14 protein-coding genes are annotated in these 15889 nt (G+C 45.9%); 5 read left to right on the top strand and 9 right to left on the bottom strand.

Annotation, left to right across the window (positions count from 1 at the left end; genetic code table 11):
* Positions 1–185: 185 nt before the first annotated feature.
* The gene (locus tag C7E00_RS15210) at positions 186–1517 is read left to right on the top strand and encodes an ATP-binding protein (protein ID WP_105305161.1); all 1332 of its coding nucleotides are present in this window, start codon (positions 186–188) and stop codon (positions 1515–1517) included.
* Between the two features lie 269 nt (positions 1518–1786).
* On the opposite strand, the gene recD2 is transcribed toward C7E00_RS15210, so the two are convergent.
* The 9 genes from recD2 to C7E00_RS16570 form a co-directional block, all read right to left on the bottom strand.
* Positions 1787–4042, bottom strand: coding sequence for an SF1B family DNA helicase RecD2 (gene recD2, locus C7E00_RS15205; protein WP_105305160.1), 2256 nt, complete (start codon positions 4040–4042; stop codon positions 1787–1789).
* A complete protein-coding gene (locus C7E00_RS15200) occupies positions 4039–5196 on the bottom strand; it encodes a YqaJ viral recombinase family nuclease (RefSeq protein ID WP_105305159.1) in 1158 nt (385 codons plus the stop codon). Before C7E00_RS15200 ends, recD2 begins: the two co-directional genes overlap by 4 nt.
* A gap of 2 nt (positions 5197–5198) precedes the next feature.
* The gene (locus C7E00_RS15195; RefSeq protein ID WP_135358264.1) at positions 5199–5576 is read right to left on the bottom strand and encodes a hypothetical protein; all 378 of its coding nucleotides are present in this window, start codon (positions 5574–5576) and stop codon (positions 5199–5201) included.
* A gap of 287 nt (positions 5577–5863) precedes the next feature.
* On the bottom strand, positions 5864–6883 hold the full coding sequence (locus tag C7E00_RS15190) for an IS1/IS1595 family N-terminal zinc-binding domain-containing protein (protein WP_135358263.1): 1020 nt from the start codon (positions 6881–6883) through the stop codon (positions 5864–5866).
* A 111-nt stretch (positions 6884–6994) separates the two neighbouring features.
* The gene (locus C7E00_RS15185; protein ID WP_135358262.1) at positions 6995–7345 is read right to left on the bottom strand and encodes a hypothetical protein; all 351 of its coding nucleotides are present in this window, start codon (positions 7343–7345) and stop codon (positions 6995–6997) included.
* 355 nt (positions 7346–7700) lie between these two features.
* Positions 7701–8909, bottom strand: a complete 1209-nt coding sequence (locus C7E00_RS15180; RefSeq protein ID WP_204378698.1) for a BRCT domain-containing protein — start codon at positions 8907–8909, stop codon at positions 7701–7703.
* 46 nt (positions 8910–8955) lie between these two features.
* Positions 8956–9405 (bottom strand): hypothetical protein, encoded by a 450-nt coding sequence (locus tag C7E00_RS15175; protein WP_105305154.1) that lies wholly within the window; start codon positions 9403–9405, stop codon positions 8956–8958.
* The gene (locus C7E00_RS15170) at positions 9402–10748 is read right to left on the bottom strand and encodes a DUF1351 domain-containing protein (protein WP_105305153.1); all 1347 of its coding nucleotides are present in this window, start codon (positions 10746–10748) and stop codon (positions 9402–9404) included. The genes C7E00_RS15175 and C7E00_RS15170 overlap by 4 nt, the downstream gene beginning before the upstream one ends.
* Before the next feature lie 920 nt (positions 10749–11668).
* Positions 11669–12973 carry an RNA-guided endonuclease InsQ/TnpB family protein gene (locus C7E00_RS16570; protein ID WP_105305152.1) on the bottom strand — a complete coding sequence of 435 codons (1305 nt, stop codon included), beginning with the start codon at positions 12971–12973 and terminating at the stop codon, positions 11669–11671.
* A 139-nt stretch (positions 12974–13112) separates the two neighbouring features.
* Between C7E00_RS16570 and tnpA the strand changes: the two genes are divergently transcribed.
* The 4 genes from tnpA (at position 13113) to C7E00_RS15145 (ending at position 15876) form a co-directional block, all read left to right on the top strand.
* Positions 13113–13457 (top strand): IS66 family insertion sequence element accessory protein TnpA, encoded by a 345-nt coding sequence (tnpA, locus tag C7E00_RS15160; RefSeq protein WP_105305151.1) that lies wholly within the window; start codon positions 13113–13115, stop codon positions 13455–13457.
* Positions 13450–13839 (top strand): IS66 family insertion sequence element accessory protein TnpB, encoded by a 390-nt coding sequence (tnpB, locus tag C7E00_RS15155; protein ID WP_102343093.1) that lies wholly within the window; start codon positions 13450–13452, stop codon positions 13837–13839. Before tnpA ends, tnpB begins: the two co-directional genes overlap by 8 nt.
* An 87-nt stretch (positions 13840–13926) precedes the next feature.
* A complete protein-coding gene (locus tag C7E00_RS15150) occupies positions 13927–14322 on the top strand; it encodes a hypothetical protein (protein ID WP_105305119.1) in 396 nt (131 codons plus the stop codon).
* Positions 14323–14340: 18 nt separating this feature from the next.
* Positions 14341–15876, top strand: coding sequence for an IS66 family transposase (locus tag C7E00_RS15145; protein WP_105305120.1), 1536 nt, complete (start codon positions 14341–14343; stop codon positions 15874–15876).
* The last annotated feature ends 13 nt before the right edge of the window (positions 15877–15889 follow it).

Here is a 15889-nt window from a genome sequence, read left to right as displayed (position 1 = left end):
TTACTTTTGGCTGAATTTAACTATGCAAAATATATATTTTTCATAATTTATGAGGCTGTAATAACTGTATTTTTTATAATTTTTTAAGTTGTAAAAACGGTAATTTTATCCTTTTTTATATTGGGAAAGCTATACTTTTATATTATTCTGTAGGTAGATGAAAAGATTTCTGAAGGAGTGGGCAGATGAAGTTTAAAAGGAAAGTATATGATCAGCTGCTGGAATGGAAAAATACATGGCATGGACAATATGCTGTGCTTCTGGAAGGTGCGCGTCGTGTGGGCAAAACTACGATTGCAGAAGAGTTTGCGAAGAAGGAGTATCAGTCGTATATTCTTGTGGATTTTTCAACTGCCAGCAGCGAATTAATGGATGTTTTTTCTGATCTGAATGACCTGGATATGTTTTTTATACGTCTTCAGGCCGTTACACATGTCACTCTTATCGAAAGAAACTCTGTTATTATCTTTGACGAAGTGCAGCTCTATCCCAAAGCGCGTCAGGCGATCAAGCATCTTGTTAAAGATGGAAGATATGATTACATCGAAACTGGCTCTTTGATTTCAATCCGAAAAAATGTGAAAGATATCCTTCTTCCTTCAGAAGAGATGAAGATCAATGTTTATCCGATGGACTATGAAGAATTTATGTGGGCCGAAGGAAGAACTGCAGATGTTCTGAGACAAATGGCAGGAATGAAAAAGCCAATTGGTGATAGTACCAATCGAAAACTGATGCGGGATTTCCATGTATATATGGCTGTAGGCGGAATGCCGCAGGCTGTCGAAGCATATTTAAATGCCAAAAATATGGAAGTTGTTGACAGGGTAAAGAGAGAAATTATTCGTCTGTACGAAGATGACATCAAGAAAATTGACCCGTCAGGCAGGATGTCTGCGATGTATAGAAGTATTCCTTCTCAGCTGGCTTTAAAGAAAAAGCGTTTTGTAATTACATCTGCTACAGGAAAACAGAAGACAAATAGAGATTCGGAAAGAATATTTGACCTGATTGATTCTAAAACAGTTCTTCCGTGCTGGCATGCGGATAACCCTGGTGAATCTCTCACTTTATCAAAGGATCAGGATTGTTTTAAACTTTATCTTTCAGACACTGGTTTGTTTACAACGCTTCTTTTTGATGGAGGCCATGGCGTAAGCAGTGATATTTATATTAAATTGCTGAGTGACAAAATAGATACTGATCTAGGCTATCTGTATGAAAATGTTATGGCTCAGATGCTTACGGCACGCGGCTACGATCTTTATTACCATACATGGAAAAAAGAGAAAGGACGTGGGTATTACGAAATCGATTTTCTTCTTTCCGCGGGGATTAAAATAATCCCGTTTGAAGTAAAATCTGCCAGTATAAAAAATCATTCTTCAACTGATGCTTTTTGTAAGAAATATTCACATTTTATTGCAGATCGATATCTGATATCACAGAAAGATATCGGCAATGCGGAAATGCCGAAACTGAGACCGTTTTTTCTTGTGCCATTTCTGACGCTCTGAGAAGCCGGATCGCTACCTTATCTTTAATTTCAGGCTCTATTCTCGCTGTAACATTCGCACTCGTAATAGCCATAGTATTACCACCTTTCTACCAAAAAAGTATCGTATTATATGCCGTTAAGCGATACAAAAGCGTGCTTTCCGAGTAAAAAGGAAGCTGTGCAATAGCTGAATAATCTATCAATACGGGAAAAGGCGGAAACAGGATATCCAACGTCCCATTTCCGCCTTTCATGATTCTGAAGATTGCTGTAAGTCATGCCAGCGTTCTATGACCTGCAGGTAATCTTCTGATACTGGAATCTTAGCCGCTCACTGAGCAGAGTGGTTCTTCTGCCCTTTTCAGAATTCTGTATGCATACATCAATCGCATCTCTTTCTCCGATCAGCGTCACTTTCTGCGATGCTCGCGTCACACCGGTGTACAGCAGGTTCCGATGTAGCATGTAACGCTGGCTGTTCAGCACCGGAATGATCACGCTCGGCACTTCTGCACCCTGCGACTTGTGGATCGTCAGCGCATATGCAAGCTCCACGCTTACCATGTCTTCACGCATGTATTCCGTCTCAGCGCCATTCTCCCAGCGGATCGTGAACACCGTTTCGTTTTCTCCGTCCGCATTCTTCTCAAAGCGGATGTCTGTCAGCACGCCGATGTCGCCGTTGCTCGCCTGAGCGGTGTTCTTCATCTGCACCACGCGGTCGCGGATCCGGAATTCCGTTCCATTCACTGTTACGACCGGTTCACCGCTCACCCTGGGGTTCACAATGTCCTGCAGCCGCGGGTTCAGCGAGTCCACGGACACGGTGCACTTCGACCTCCTCGGACAGAGCACGACCGCATTTCCAGGTCCCCAGCGCTCAAGCTCCTTCTGGTAGACTTCCTGGATCGCATGCATCGCTGCTTCCTCATCAGAGGCCGGAATGAACTCGAACCGGTCATTCACATAGAGCTCCGTGTTCCCTTTATTGATCCGCGCGGCATTGTCGCGGATGATCTCCGCATCTCTGCCCTGGCGGAATACTTCCGTGAGCTTCACGGTGGGAATCACGCCTGAGGCAATGCACTCAGACAGAACATCCCCTGCGGCCACCGAAGGCAGCTGATCCGCATCGCCGACTAACACGAGGTGGCTTTCGCGGACGTTCCGGATGCATGCCATCATCTTTGCCATCACGAACTGATCGACCATGGACATCTCATCCACGATGATCAGCCCTTCCGGTAGCGTGACGCACTCTCCGGCCTTCAGATCGCTCTGATACAGATGAATCGCGGAATGAATCGTGCTTGCCGGAATTCCGGTCTGCTCGCTCATGCGCCGTGCAGCTTTGCCGGTCGGGGCAAGCAGCGTTACCTGGCCATGCGTAACCTTCTGATAGACCTGAATGATCGCCGAAAGCACGGTGGTCTTTCCGGTCCCCGGTCCGCCGGTCAGGATCGACACGCGGTGCGTGAGACTGTTCATCACTCCTTTCTTCTGTCCTTCGGCAAGGTGAAAGCTCTCCTGCTTCAGAAGAACGTGCTCCAGCGCTTCTGCATAGGTTTCTTCTGATGCTTCAGGAGATACCGCAAGCAGCTTCAGCAGCTTTTCAGCAGTGACATGCTCCGCCCCATCATTCTCCTTCAGGAACACCGCACATCCGCCATGACGGACGAGCTCCCCTGCATCCTCTGCATGAATCAGCTCGTCTTCCACCATTGCTTCATTCACGGCGTGATTTCCGAAGCTTTCATTCAGCATCTCCTCCGTGCGCTTCTTCAGTTCGCGAAGATCCATCCAGAGATTGCCTTCGGCCGTATCCTGTGCAAGCACCGCAAGGATCCCCGCCCGGATGCGCTCCCTGGAATCTTCGGGAAACTGCAGCTCATGCGCGATGAGATCAGCGTCGGAAAAGCTGATCCCGCTGATCTCCGTCAGCGCATAAGGGTTCTTCCGGATCCTTGCTTCCGCAGACTGTCCCCAGCATTCGTAGATCTTTGCGATGCGGTCGCTGCGGATGCGGAATGCTCCGAGAAATGCAGCAAGCTCTCCATAGGCTTCCGTTTCATGAAAGCTCTTCAGAAGCGATGCAAGCCTGGAGCGTGTCACACCTCTTACTTCCAGCAGCTGCTCCGGTGTATTGCGGATCACCTCCAGCGTTTCAAGCCCGAAGCGGTCCACGATTGCACGTGCCGACGCCTTCCCGATTCCATGAAACCGTGAGGAAGCAAGATATGCAGCAATTCCCGACCGGGTATCCGGAGGGATCTCACGGCAGGACTTTGCCTCAAACTGCAGGCCGTATTTCGGGCTCATCACCCAGGAGCCGTAATAGCGGTATTTCAGCTCCTTTACGGTCGGAAGGTTGTATCCGGTCACGGTGAAGATGAACCCGTGTGCAAACTTCCCCTGGTTCTGAACTGCCGGAGGAAGCTCTTTCCCGTTCTGACAGGTCACAAGATTCACGAAGAAGTCACTGCCTTCCTGATTCCTGCGGCGGAAGAAGCGTCCTTCCACTGATGCAGATTCTCTCTCCGTCATGCTTTCTTCCTCTTTGCGGCCTTGAGCTTCACGGAAAAGCGCCGGGAATCCGAAACCGTCCGGACTTCCTGGAAGATTTCCGGATGCAGCGTCTTCAGCTTTGAGAGATCCGCTCCTTCTCTTGTGACGAGCGGATTGCTTACGACATATTCCTTCCCTGGCTCGCTTCTGGAAGGAAGATAGCCTTCTGCCGCTCCCCCGAGCTCTTCCTCCAGGTGCAGCCGCAGCGCATTCTGCCGCTCTTCGATCTCCTTCTTCTGCCTGTCAAGATCCGACTTCTGATCAGAAAGGCGGATGAACTCCTCAAGCATGTTCAGGTCGCTTTCCGCAAGCAGCTTCCGCTCTGCACTTTTATCAGGCTTAGGAAGAGCAAGTCCTTCCCGCAGTTCCTGATACTCATTCTTCTCAAACGTCGGATCTTCCGGAACCATCCCCGTCAGGACATAGTTCTTCCAGACGTTCTCCTCGGCGCTGATCAGCTCCTGCTCTGCATGCATGTCCCGGTCGACCCGGATCATCACCACATTGTCGGCATTGTTGTCGAACATGATGACGAGATACCACCGGAAGAGGTTCGTGACCGCCATGTAATGCCGGATCTGCCAGATGTATTCCTGCCGGTAGACCGTCGCATCTTCGCCGTAAACGCCGGAATGCCAGCGGCTCAGAAACATGGGATTTGCCGTCTTCAGCTCGATGCCGCACTGGTAGCCTTCCGCATCGATGCAGAACGCATCCACGTCCCCGCCCATCCAGGGATGCTGCGGGTGAGCAAACATCCGGTTATCCCGGAAGACCTCAAACCCGGTCACCCTGCCGAAGTGGCGTGCGGATACGGTTTCTGCCGCATGCCCCCAGTCAAAGATGAACTGGAGCTTCCGATCTGCCGGCGGTGCGTTCCACTTTCCTTGCTTTTCAAGAACCAGACGGGTGAGAGAACGCGAGCTGACTCCCATCACGGTTCCTGCATCGGAACCGCCGATCATCTCTCTGCGCTTCTCACGCCATTCATCAATGGACAGTGTGCTGATGTCCTCCAGAAGAACGGAAGGACTGTAAGACAGATCCATGCCGAAGCTTCCTGCGGTCTGCATGCATTCCTCGATCACCTCTGAAACCGAACGGTCAGATGCTTGAACAGTGTTTTCTGCCATGATCAGAGCCCCTCTCTTTCACTGTTGACGGACACACACTCCACAAGATGCCGTGTGAAGATCGTGACGGTTCCGAAATCGTCCGAGATTGCATAAGTGAAAGAATACTTCGTGTAGCCTTCGCCATCCTCCGCGGTTTCAGAAGTGAGCTTCCCATCCACGGCCACGGCATCCGGATCATGCACGCTCCCCCAGGCTTCTGCCATCTTCATAGCTGCTTCCTCATCACGGCTTAAAGGTGCATCTGCCTGCATGAACGTCCAGCTTGACGTGTCTGGAGGCGTCATCCGGCCTAGAAAACGGCCGTACTCATCCTTCAGAAATGCACCGATCCCCCTCAGATCTGCCGCGAAACTCATGATTCCCATTGCTCTAGTCATAATGCTGTCTCCTCTCTGCCATCAAGGCATAAAAAAGACACGCTTTCTGCGAGTCCCTGCTGCATGAACGGAACATCCTGAAGTTCAGCTCCGGATGGAGCGATCAGATCACGCGATCACGGTTTTCTGTGATGCGGAACTTCAATTGGATGCCCTGCTCTGCAGGACTGCGAAAGTGTGTCTTTATCTTCCTAATAATATCACTCGGTTTGCTGAGTTAACCCATATATATTTATTAGAAAAAATCCCTTTTTGCACAGTGTTGGTAAATCTGAGATCACAACCGCTTAATCATGCGGTTTTGTGGAGTAGTAATCCCGATATCTGAGTGTTTCTGGGATATATAGTGAACTCACCAGCAGGACTTTGACCTTTTCCAGCGGTTCTGCAGGCGGATTCATCAGGAATGTAAACAGGTCCAGATACCCCTGCAGTTCATCACGATCAAATCCGGAATGTGATCTCAGGAAAGCTTTCAGCAGAGCACATGCATGGTTCACTTCTCTGAGAGGATTGTCCTTATCGTCCAGTCTGATCAGATCTCGTGAATTATATTTCTGTTCTTTAAGGTTCAGATCCGATACCAGAATTGAATGTGAACGCTCACTGTCATGGATCAGTACGGAACCTTCCTGAATATGCTGGCTGAAGGCGTTCCAGGTACTCTCTTTTGTAGGCTTTCCTCGATGATTTTCGTAGATTGCAATTGTCTGCGTGCCATCAGTTCCAATTGCGATACACATCTTGTTTCTGGATATGCCTCTGTATTGTTTGCCGTCAATCAGCTGCCTGTCCTTTTTGCCCAGATCCCAGTATGTTTCATCGATCTGAACATTTCTGAACAGCACAATGTTTTCCTGGCAGTTATCCAGGATTCTGAATAGCTTTGCGTCCCAGTACTTCGTTGTTGTGAAGGAATTACGGCCATTCTTTGAGGCAAGACTCATACTTTCATAACCGATAATTCTCAGAAGCTGCTCAACCCATTCTGTGTACGGTATTTTATGATCTTCAAAAATGGTCCCGGTTGTGATGGTGAATGTCCTTCCACAATCTTTGCAAAGATACCTGTTTACGCCATTTGAAGTATGACCGTACTTGATGAAGTTTTCTGATCCGCAATGCCTGCATTGAAAGACCTGAAATGCATTCAGAAACTCTGCTTCTCCGGATTCTATCAGGCTCTGATGCCTGCGATCAAAGACTTCCACATACTGATCCTTAATGAACTGCTCGTACGGCGAAAGACTCTCCTTATAATCCCAGGGCGTACGTCGCCTGGAGGAGGTAAGCGATTGATTATACATCGGTGGTAGACCTCAATGCTTAAGTAAGCAGTCATGAGGAGGCCTACCACAGCTAACTCAGAACCACTTACCAAAGCGTTTTAGCTTTCTAGCCCCGTCGGGCTATCTGAATTATAGGTTTTTCACCAACACTGTGCAAAAAGGGATTTTTTCTTTTTCTTTCAGTTCGGCAAGGTTTGCTTCAGCAGTCTCTGCAAGTGTCACGGAGTTCTCATAATCTCCCAGCTCCTTGAATGCCTTCAGCGCTTTTTCAACGCCTGCAAACATTCCTTTGCTGAGATCGTTCATTGCTTCTTCATATCTCTGCCTTTTCTGCCGTTCTATGCTTTTCTCCTCTTTCCTCTGCTCCGCCAGCTCATCGATCACATCATTATCCAAAAGACCATAGGCTTCTTCAACTGATAATTTTCGGAGCGATTCATCATCTTCAGGCAAGCCTCGTTCCTTAAGTGCTTCGCGCAAGAATTCGGTTACCTCAACGGGTCCTCCGCTTCCGTCATGGTCATCCGCCCTGCCTTAGTCTTCGTCCCACTCCGGATCCGAATGCCAAAGACCTGACTGAACCTTACCGCTTTCCAGTTCGGGCAGAAAAGAAATCAGTTTTTCATACATGATCTCATCCTCCAGTTTTATTATCATTGCCGGGGATGACGTTTTTCACGCCAGCGGGTCCATCTGTACCCCGATAACTCTATGCAAATTTTTATGTTTGAACTAAATAACAATACTTAGTTTGAAAATGGCGAAAATAAATGTTTACAGTTCTCCTAACAGATCTCCGAGATCCTCTGAGTCACTGACTGTTTCGATTGACAGTTTATAAGCTTTTTCCACTTCCTGAGTATACATAGCTGCTCTTCCTGACGGATAACCCCTTCAATCTTTCAAGATATTTCAGCCCATACTCTATTGACCGGTCAAAGAACTCACTAAAATCCAGTATTGATTCTTCCGAACTGTCAAAGAACTTTAACAGTTCTTCCCGCGTCATAGTCCTTGCTCCAGATTTCCATTCTGTACTATTGGAGTTGCACAAAGAAGCATACATCTCATCAATGTCCTGTTTGACAAAAAAGTCCAGAAGTTCCTCCCAAGTATTAGCTACAGGATTATCTTTGATATTCTCTGTTTCGGGATCAACTCCATACAATCGTATTACAGAATATAACTGTGCTTTTCCCATTTCTGAGATTTTCTTCAGAATTGGCGGCATATCCCTCTTGCAATCATCAACCGTTCGGACCTCTGGATCCTCCGAATTCCAGACCTGAATCTTGCCGTTTTTAGTTCTTATATATTCTATGTAATAATACCCAGGCCCTTGGAATTCCATGTCTCCTTCAATTATTGCTTCAGGATATGTTTTCCTAATCATCTCGGCAATATGCAGCAGCGATGAATCGTCTTGTCCGAAATTATCACTGTACGAATTCTCTCCCATCAGCACATCAGCCAATACAAAAGCCGTATCATCTGCACTTAATGTCTGCAGTATGACCTTATCCTTTTGTTTTTCCGTCTTACACAAGTCTTTTTCGACAATTGCATGCCGTGCTTCAGTAAATCTTTTGCTTTCATGGGATAACGGTACGTATTCCACATTCCACGGATTTGGTCCGGTTTCTATTTCTTCGTTACCGATACCCATACCGTTTAATATCATTTCCGTATACGCGCACATCAGGAGATCTGCCAGATCCTTTTTATCTGCATCCGGACACTTGACTGAGATCATGTTGCTTGGTTCATCTTCATCTTTCTCAATGTAGTTTTCTCCAAACATATCAAGAAACTGTTTCTCTGTAATAATCTGAATATTGAGTTCTTTAGCCTTCTTGTTTTTTCCAGATTGAGATTCAAAATCATTATTGATCAGATAATTTGTTTTGGAGGTCACGCTGGATCCGACAACTCCTCCCTCTGATTCAATATAGTCAATCAATTCTTCACGATTAGCAAATACTTTCAGCTTTCCTGTTACTACAAATTTCAATCCTTCACATGATGTATATTCTGTCTTTGACATATGGTTATATCCTCCTCGTATATCTAAATGATTACAGAACATCATACTATTTTGCCTGTCGGATGACTGCCCGTTTATAGTTGGTAGATAACCGGCAGAGTTCTTTCGTTATCTGTCTACCCTCTTCAGCAAGATCGATCAGTTCCTGTGTTGTTGTATTCTTCTTGATCAATGCATGGATCAACCCGTTTCTCTTATTCTTCCATGTACGGATCTGCTCCATAAATTCAATAGTGAAATTCTTTCTTGCCAGGCCTTTCTTGTTTTCAGCAATCTTCTCTATCTTGGTAATCTTTCTATCAATTGACACAAAACCATTGCTGTTAATTGTATTGCCTTCATAACGAAGAATGGATTCCGTCCTGTCTTCCATGATTGCATATTCAATGAATACGGCTTCCAGATAAAATTCATTTTGTAGTGCTTTGGTCAGTCTTTTATTCTGCTCTTTATAGTTTTCATATTTGAGCATGTTATCTGGCATTGCTTCTGTCATGATTGTTCTCCCAACTCTTTGAGTTTAAAGAATACATCCACATTCACCTGTGCATCATTGTAGGCTCTGTGATGTGCATTGTCTTCGACACCAAACTGACCGGCAAGATATTCAAGTTTTACATTATCCCAGCTCTCCTGTTCTTTGAATTTCTTGGCATATACATATGTATCAAAGAATTCGTTTTCGAATGCAATGCCATTCTTTCTGCCGGCAGCAGAGATATACGGCAGATCAACTGATTTGATGTTATGTCCTACCAGGACAAAATCTCCGCAGTATTCTTTAAATGCCTTGATCACTTCTGAAACCGGAGGTTTATCCTTGACCATTTCATTTGTGATATGGGTCAGTCTTTCATTCTGTGGTGTGATCTTCCTACCAGGGTTTGCCAACATATCAAAATGATCCACAACCTTCCCATTTACAACTTTGACCGCACCGATTTCCGTAATTTCCGGTGGAACATCTCCATTAGCAGCTCCGAATGTTCCGGAATGCTCAATATCAAATGCCACAAAAGAATCAAAATCAGGAGTATGCAATTCCGTGAAATCCTGCGGCATTCCGTCTTCGATTTCTTCCACATCAATACCCAGGAGTTCCATCTGATCCATGATCTGTGTAATCTGACTCCTTGTTCCCGAAATCTTTAATACTTTATAGCCAACGACCTTGTCGTCTTCTTCGCTCCTGAAAACAGTATTTCCAGCAATAGAAGCAGCATCTTCCAGTTCCTTCTGATACTTTTTAACTTCTTTGATATCCAATGTCTCAAAGTACCTTGTAAGCAGAGCTGCAGTATTCATCCCGCCGGTGGCCTGAATGGAAGAAATGTCTTTTTCTGATTGAATGACTTTTGCTTTTACTTCATCCTGCCATGTTTTAACCTCTGTGGATTTATTGTCCCATTTTGATTCATAGAAACATGGTGATTCCAGCAATCTATCTGCCATTTCATTCAGATTCACTGAATGCTGTCTGTAATATGCAACTACCTGATCATGTCTTTCTGCTTTTTCGGCATTATCAACTGTCATCAGAAATTCGTTGATCAATCTGATCGGTTCATCAATTAAACTGACCAATTCTTTAATCTTGGCTTCAGTTTCCAGATAAGGTGCCATATAGACTGATTTGATTTCTTTACGCTTTGTATCTATTGCCCTCTTAAGCTTTGTCAACTCAGTCTTATCTTTCTTTGCTTCCTTGTAATTATCAGGTGTATATACGATTGTTTTATACTTTGTAAGATTCTGCTTCAACTGACTTTTCAATTCATCAAAGTTTTCTACTGATGAAACACCTGGCTTCTCTACCGTAATTAGTTCCAAATCATTCATTAATTTCGCCTCACATTTATTAGGTCTGCACTATATAAGGGATGTTGTTTCCTATTGCGAACTCAATTGCATATGAGTTAATTGGAGCAATAATCGTTGCTTTGCATCCGATGAAAGCATCTTTCGCAATAAAGGAAATGCTTTTAGGAATATGAATTGTTTCAAATGAAGAACTGTAGAAAAAGGCACGCGTATTAATTCTTTTTCTACCCCCTCAGATATCTCTAGGGATTTTATAGTTCGTTGATATGCTAGCGATTCTACTCCAATTTGATTTACCAAAAGGTAATTTTTGCAGTTTATCAGTTAATTCCAAGCCACTAAATAAGTCATATATCATTGTCGTTCCCCCCTAGCTACATATATTCACAAATCGATTGATTGTTTGCTTTTTCCACAAAAGTTATTGCTATGAATATTATAAATCTTTATAAACGAGAATTCTTGCTCTTAATCAGCATTGATTTCATCCAACTTCCCCTCAATTATTGCACAGATCTTCATGAGATATGTGTTGTTCATGTTATAAATCGTCTCCGGAGAAGGCATAATGAGATACTCAGTGCCTAAGACTTCGTTGTACTCATATCTGAGAAGCTCTTCCATTATTCCCCTACGGATCTAGTAGCATTCTTCCAGCGTCTTGTTCTCATTAGCCGATTTGAACGCTTCTGGAGAAAGCAGCATTCATCATCTTCCTCCTCCCTTTCTTCAGCAAGTTCAGCAATTAGGTGATCTTCTGAGGTGACTCACTCCACCCATATTTGAGAAACAATATGGATGGAGCTTCTTAAGACGGTGCTGCCCTCTCTGAACTGGAAGTTTTGTATTTCTACAAAATACCAATGCAGGGAATGCCTCCTATCAGGGGTCGTCACGAACCCGCCATCCCTTTGACGGGACTACTTGTCTGCTGGCTGTTATGCCATGCAGTCATGAAAATCCTTGAAATTCATGACCCTGATATTCTGCAGGAAGCTGAAATCGGTAATTCCTGCAAAGGCAAAGGGCATTGCCTTTCTTAGAATATTGGCTGCGCCGTTCAGATCGGCATTGATGACAGTGCCGTTTTTTGAACGATACAGTCCTCGCTTGATACGTTCTCCGCTGAAGGACACATTGGCATCATTCTTCCCATATACAGGAATATCGTCCTTATCCAGAAAGCTCGCTTTGGAAGTATAGGATTCCTCCTGTTCAATGACGACAATGCCCGCCCGTTCCGCTTTATACCGAATCATGCGGATCAGACTGTACAGCGGAATCTGTACAAAGTTCTGGTTGGACTGCTTTGACATGTCGGTTTTCTGCTTCCAGAGTTTGTTTCTCCCGATCACCAGATACCGGATATGCCGAATCCTGCAGTGCCTGATGATGTCAGAGCTGACCTTATGAAGTTCATCACGCATCTGAAGCGCACGGTTTCTGCCAAGGCTCTGCATCATTTTGGTTGTCGGGCATCGATAGGCTTTCGGATCGTGGCCTCCCATAAGAGTGCTCCTGCAGGCTCCCATCTGCTTGTTGTACCACTGATTCCTGGATTTCAGATAACCGCCCTTGTACAGAATCGATGGCGAACCATCATTACTTACGAAAGCTGCGATATTATCGATTCCAAGATCAACAGCACCAGCATGTGTGCCCTGCGGGAGACTCATATTTACGGTTTCTTCAAACGTAACCAAAATACGGAACTTCTCATAAAACGGAACAACTTTAACCTCTTTCATTCTGCCTTGCGAAGGTACTCTGCCCAGCAGAACAACGGCATCCGTCATCGGTAGCTTCAGATACGGAGTTCCATCCTTATAGTGCATCCGGCAGTCCTGGTTTGTGAAGCATACTGTTGTCAGATCCCCCTTGACATAATGCGGCATCTTCGGTCTCCCAGTAAACAGAGACGGATTCTTCTGATAAGACCTGCATGCAGCAGCCCAGCTTGCAAAGTCACCAGTCCGCATTTTCAGCACATGCTGTGCCGCCTGCATAGGCAGACCGCCAAAGAAGTCGGGATTCTGGTTGACACGCATCAGCTTTTCCAGGAAGGCATAACCAATCTGTCTTCCCGGTGCCGTCATTCCCGTTGAGGCAATTGTTCTGCGGATCTCTTCCTCTACTTCAAGCTGTGCGGGTTGAAGATCAGCCTCTTCTTTGCCATAGGCCGTATAGTGCTGCCGCAGACGAAACGTCGCAGCATTAGAAAGAAGCTTTGCTTTCCGGCACATGATATCGCACCATGAAAAGAGATCTTTCTGATCATCACTTATGACATACGTAAGCGTCTAATACAAGGTGAACTGAAATGAAGAGCACCTCTGGGTAGACTGATTGTGATTATCAATCAGAAACCTGGAGGTGATTTTCATGAAAGGATTGACGCGTCAGGAAAATGAAGAATACTGGCGGAAGCTTGTGGAGGAATGGAAACGGCGCAGCCCGGAGATCAAGACCAGAACCTGGTGTAAGGAACACGGAATAAAGGAACGCAGATTCTACTATTGGGCGAAGCGGATCAGAGAGCAGGAATCGAGCAGCTGTGATGTTGTGGATATCACAGAATATCTGGAAAGCCCGGCATTGCCTGCTGCGATTTCTGATGCAGAATCTGCTCCGGTTCAGATTGAAGTGAACGGCTGTAAAGTGACAGTGAATCATCCTTCAAGCGAGAGCACGCTCCGCATGGTGCTTCGGGTGCTGAAAGATGCTTAAAGACGGAACTGGATTCTCGCGGGTCATTATCTGCTGCGGCCGGGTTGATCTTCGGCGCGGAATGGATGGACTGGCAGCCTACGTGAGACTTAACTATGAACTGGATCCATTCGAAAAAGGAGTCCTCTATCTCTTCTGCGGAAACCAGTGCGATCGGATTCGCGGGATCTGCTTTGAAGGGATCGGAATGGGAATGTATACCCTTCGGCTTTCCAAAGGCAACCGATTCCAGTGGCCGCGGAATAGTGATGAAGCCAGACTGATCACTCCTGAGCAGTATCAGAGACTGATGGCCGGAATCGCCATTGAGGGAACGATCAGAGAGACATTTCCGAACCGTAACAGAACTCCAGAAAATAATGATAAGAGTGAGACAAAGTGACATTTATATTCTACAATGTCACTTTTTGTTCTTGACACGTGTCATAACAAGTGATATATTATTATTGCAATGTAACTTGGAGGGCTTATGGCACAGATCAGGCAGTATCACAAGGACACCGATACCACTTACGTTTACGAATCGGAAAGCTACTGGGATCCGGAGAAGAAACAGTCACGCTCCAGAAGAAGAGTGATCGGAAAGATTGATCCGGCAACCGGTGAGATTATTCCTACTGGAAAGCGCGGGAGAAAGCCAAAAGAAGTTCCTGCTGTGACTGCCGCTTCAGCAGATCAGGAAGAACTGAAAAAGCAGTATGAGGAAAAATGCAGAGAGAATAAAGAACTGCAGCTGCAGCTGGCAGAGTGCGAGGAGAAACTGCGCAGCCTGCAGAAAACAAATGATCGGCTTTTATATGCACTGAAGCAGACTGACAGTCTGGCAGAACGGATCAGAACAGCCAGCAGTGATCTTCTGAAATAATCCCGGAGAACTGCAGCTATGGTGATGACTTCTTCTGAGCTGAATGAGCTGAATCGGAAACTTCCGGAACTGAAAAAGCCGGAGCTGAATTGCGCTCTCAGGAATGTCATCGCTTCTCATCTTGAAGTTCTTGCGATTCTTGACGGTCATGAAGAAGCCGAGAAAAACATGACCCGGGATTATCAGACAATGAAGGAATTGTCAGAAACCCTTAAGCGTGAGAATGAACGGCTGAGCGGCTTACTTCAGAAGTGCACGGAGCAGCTTCAGATGCGGAATAACGATCTGTTCGGTCGCGGAACAGAAAAGCTGTCAGAGATTGCACAGGAAGAAGAAATCGCAGAGGATCCGCTGGCAGAAGAAGCGGAAGAATCTCCGAAAGCACCGGTTATTACTTCAAGATCTGCGTTTTCTGATCATAAAGGTCATGGCATACGGAAGAAAGGACAGCGGGAGAAGGATCTGTCCGGTCTTCCGGTCCGAAACATTTACCAGATCAATCCTGATCAGCTGAACGAACAGTATGGAACCAGCTGGTATATCTTTTCCTGGAAGAAATACAGGACCGTTGAATGCGTTCCGAGCCGTCATTATGTTCAGTGCGTCTATGTTCCTGTCATTTCGCATGGAACGTGCTGCAGAGAGATTGAATATACCCCTTATGAAGGAAAGCCTCTTCCAGGTTCTATTGTTTCATCATCGCTGCTTGCCGATATTCTGTATTCCCGATTCTGTCTGTATGTGCCGTACTACCGGATGGAAAAAGACATGGCCGCAGAAGGTTTCCGGCTGACCAGAGGAACGATGTCAGTATGGATCATGACATTCACTGATCAGTGCTTTCTCCCGGTATGGCAGTACATGGCTGATCTTCTGAAACAGCAGGACCACCAGCAGGCAGATGAAACCTTCGGACGTGTGATCAATGACGGAAGGTCCGCAGGGTCAACAAGCTATTACTGGCTTCATACTTCCAGCGAGTTCTATACCGGCAATAAGATTATCTGTTTCTGCTTTGAGCTGACCCGCAGCACGGATCATCTCAGAGAATTCTACGGAGATGATTTCAAAGGAAAGATCACCTCTGATGCCTATGCGGCATATTCGCTTTACGCCTCCGAGAGAAATGGGTCTGTCATCAACACATTATGCTGGATGCACTGCCGCAGAGAATTCATCCGTGCAGCACGTCTTCTGAATTCATCAAAGCTCAGAGAAGAAGAACTGGAGACCTTTCCGGAATTCAAAGCGATAGAACTGATCCGCAGAATTTATGTGGAAGAGAACAAGCTGAAGGATCTGTCAGATGGAGAAAGACTCAAAGGACGCCAGAAACTGGTTAAGCCGGAAGTCGATGCCTTCTTCGGATACATGCATTCCCTGGATTCAGAGGATCCTGCTTTCAGCGAGCATCTTTCCTCTGCAATCAGATATGCCCTGAACCACGAAGAAGGACTGCGGGAGTTTCTTGATGATCCGCAGGTACCGCTGGACAATGGTTTTTCCTTATGCCCAGCTTTTTCTTATGCCCATGATTTATTAATTTCCGCATAGATGGCTGCGCTGT

The sequence above is a fragment of the Anaerolactibacter massiliensis genome (assembly GCF_900290205.1).
GTDB classification, from domain to species: domain Bacteria; phylum Bacillota_I; class Bacilli_A; order Erysipelotrichales; family Erysipelotrichaceae; genus Bulleidia; species Bulleidia intestinalis.
This window is presented reverse-complemented; position numbering and strand designations above follow the sequence as displayed.

What these genes read in the sequence shown, in the direction of transcription:
- tnpB (WP_102343093.1), top strand. Translation starts at nt 13,450, where the DNA reads ATGCTTAAAGACGGAACTGGATTCTCGCGGGTCATTATCTGCTGCGGC.
- C7E00_RS15150 (WP_105305119.1), top strand. Translation starts at nt 13,927, where the DNA reads ATGGCACAGATCAGGCAGTATCACAAGGACACCGATACCACTTACGTT.
- C7E00_RS15190 (WP_135358263.1), bottom strand. Translation starts at nt 6,883, where the DNA reads ATGTATAATCAATCGCTTACCTCCTCCAGGCGACGTACGCCCTGGGAT.
- C7E00_RS15170 (WP_105305153.1), bottom strand. Translation starts at nt 10,748, where the DNA reads ATGAATGATTTGGAACTAATTACGGTAGAGAAGCCAGGTGTTTCATCA.
- C7E00_RS15145 (WP_105305120.1), top strand. Translation starts at nt 14,341, where the DNA reads ATGGTGATGACTTCTTCTGAGCTGAATGAGCTGAATCGGAAACTTCCG.
- C7E00_RS15210 (WP_105305161.1), top strand. Translation starts at nt 186, where the DNA reads ATGAAGTTTAAAAGGAAAGTATATGATCAGCTGCTGGAATGGAAAAAT.
- C7E00_RS15180 (WP_204378698.1), bottom strand. Translation starts at nt 8,909, where the DNA reads ATGTCAAAGACAGAATATACATCATGTGAAGGATTGAAATTTGTAGTA.
- C7E00_RS16570 (WP_105305152.1), bottom strand. Translation starts at nt 12,973, where the DNA reads ATGTGCCGGAAAGCAAAGCTTCTTTCTAATGCTGCGACGTTTCGTCTG.
- recD2 (WP_105305160.1), bottom strand. Translation starts at nt 4,042, where the DNA reads ATGACGGAGAGAGAATCTGCATCAGTGGAAGGACGCTTCTTCCGCCGC.
- C7E00_RS15195 (WP_135358264.1), bottom strand. Translation starts at nt 5,576, where the DNA reads ATGACTAGAGCAATGGGAATCATGAGTTTCGCGGCAGATCTGAGGGGG.
- C7E00_RS15175 (WP_105305154.1), bottom strand. Translation starts at nt 9,405, where the DNA reads ATGACAGAAGCAATGCCAGATAACATGCTCAAATATGAAAACTATAAA.
- tnpA (WP_105305151.1), top strand. Translation starts at nt 13,113, where the DNA reads ATGAAAGGATTGACGCGTCAGGAAAATGAAGAATACTGGCGGAAGCTT.
- C7E00_RS15200 (WP_105305159.1), bottom strand. Translation starts at nt 5,196, where the DNA reads ATGGCAGAAAACACTGTTCAAGCATCTGACCGTTCGGTTTCAGAGGTG.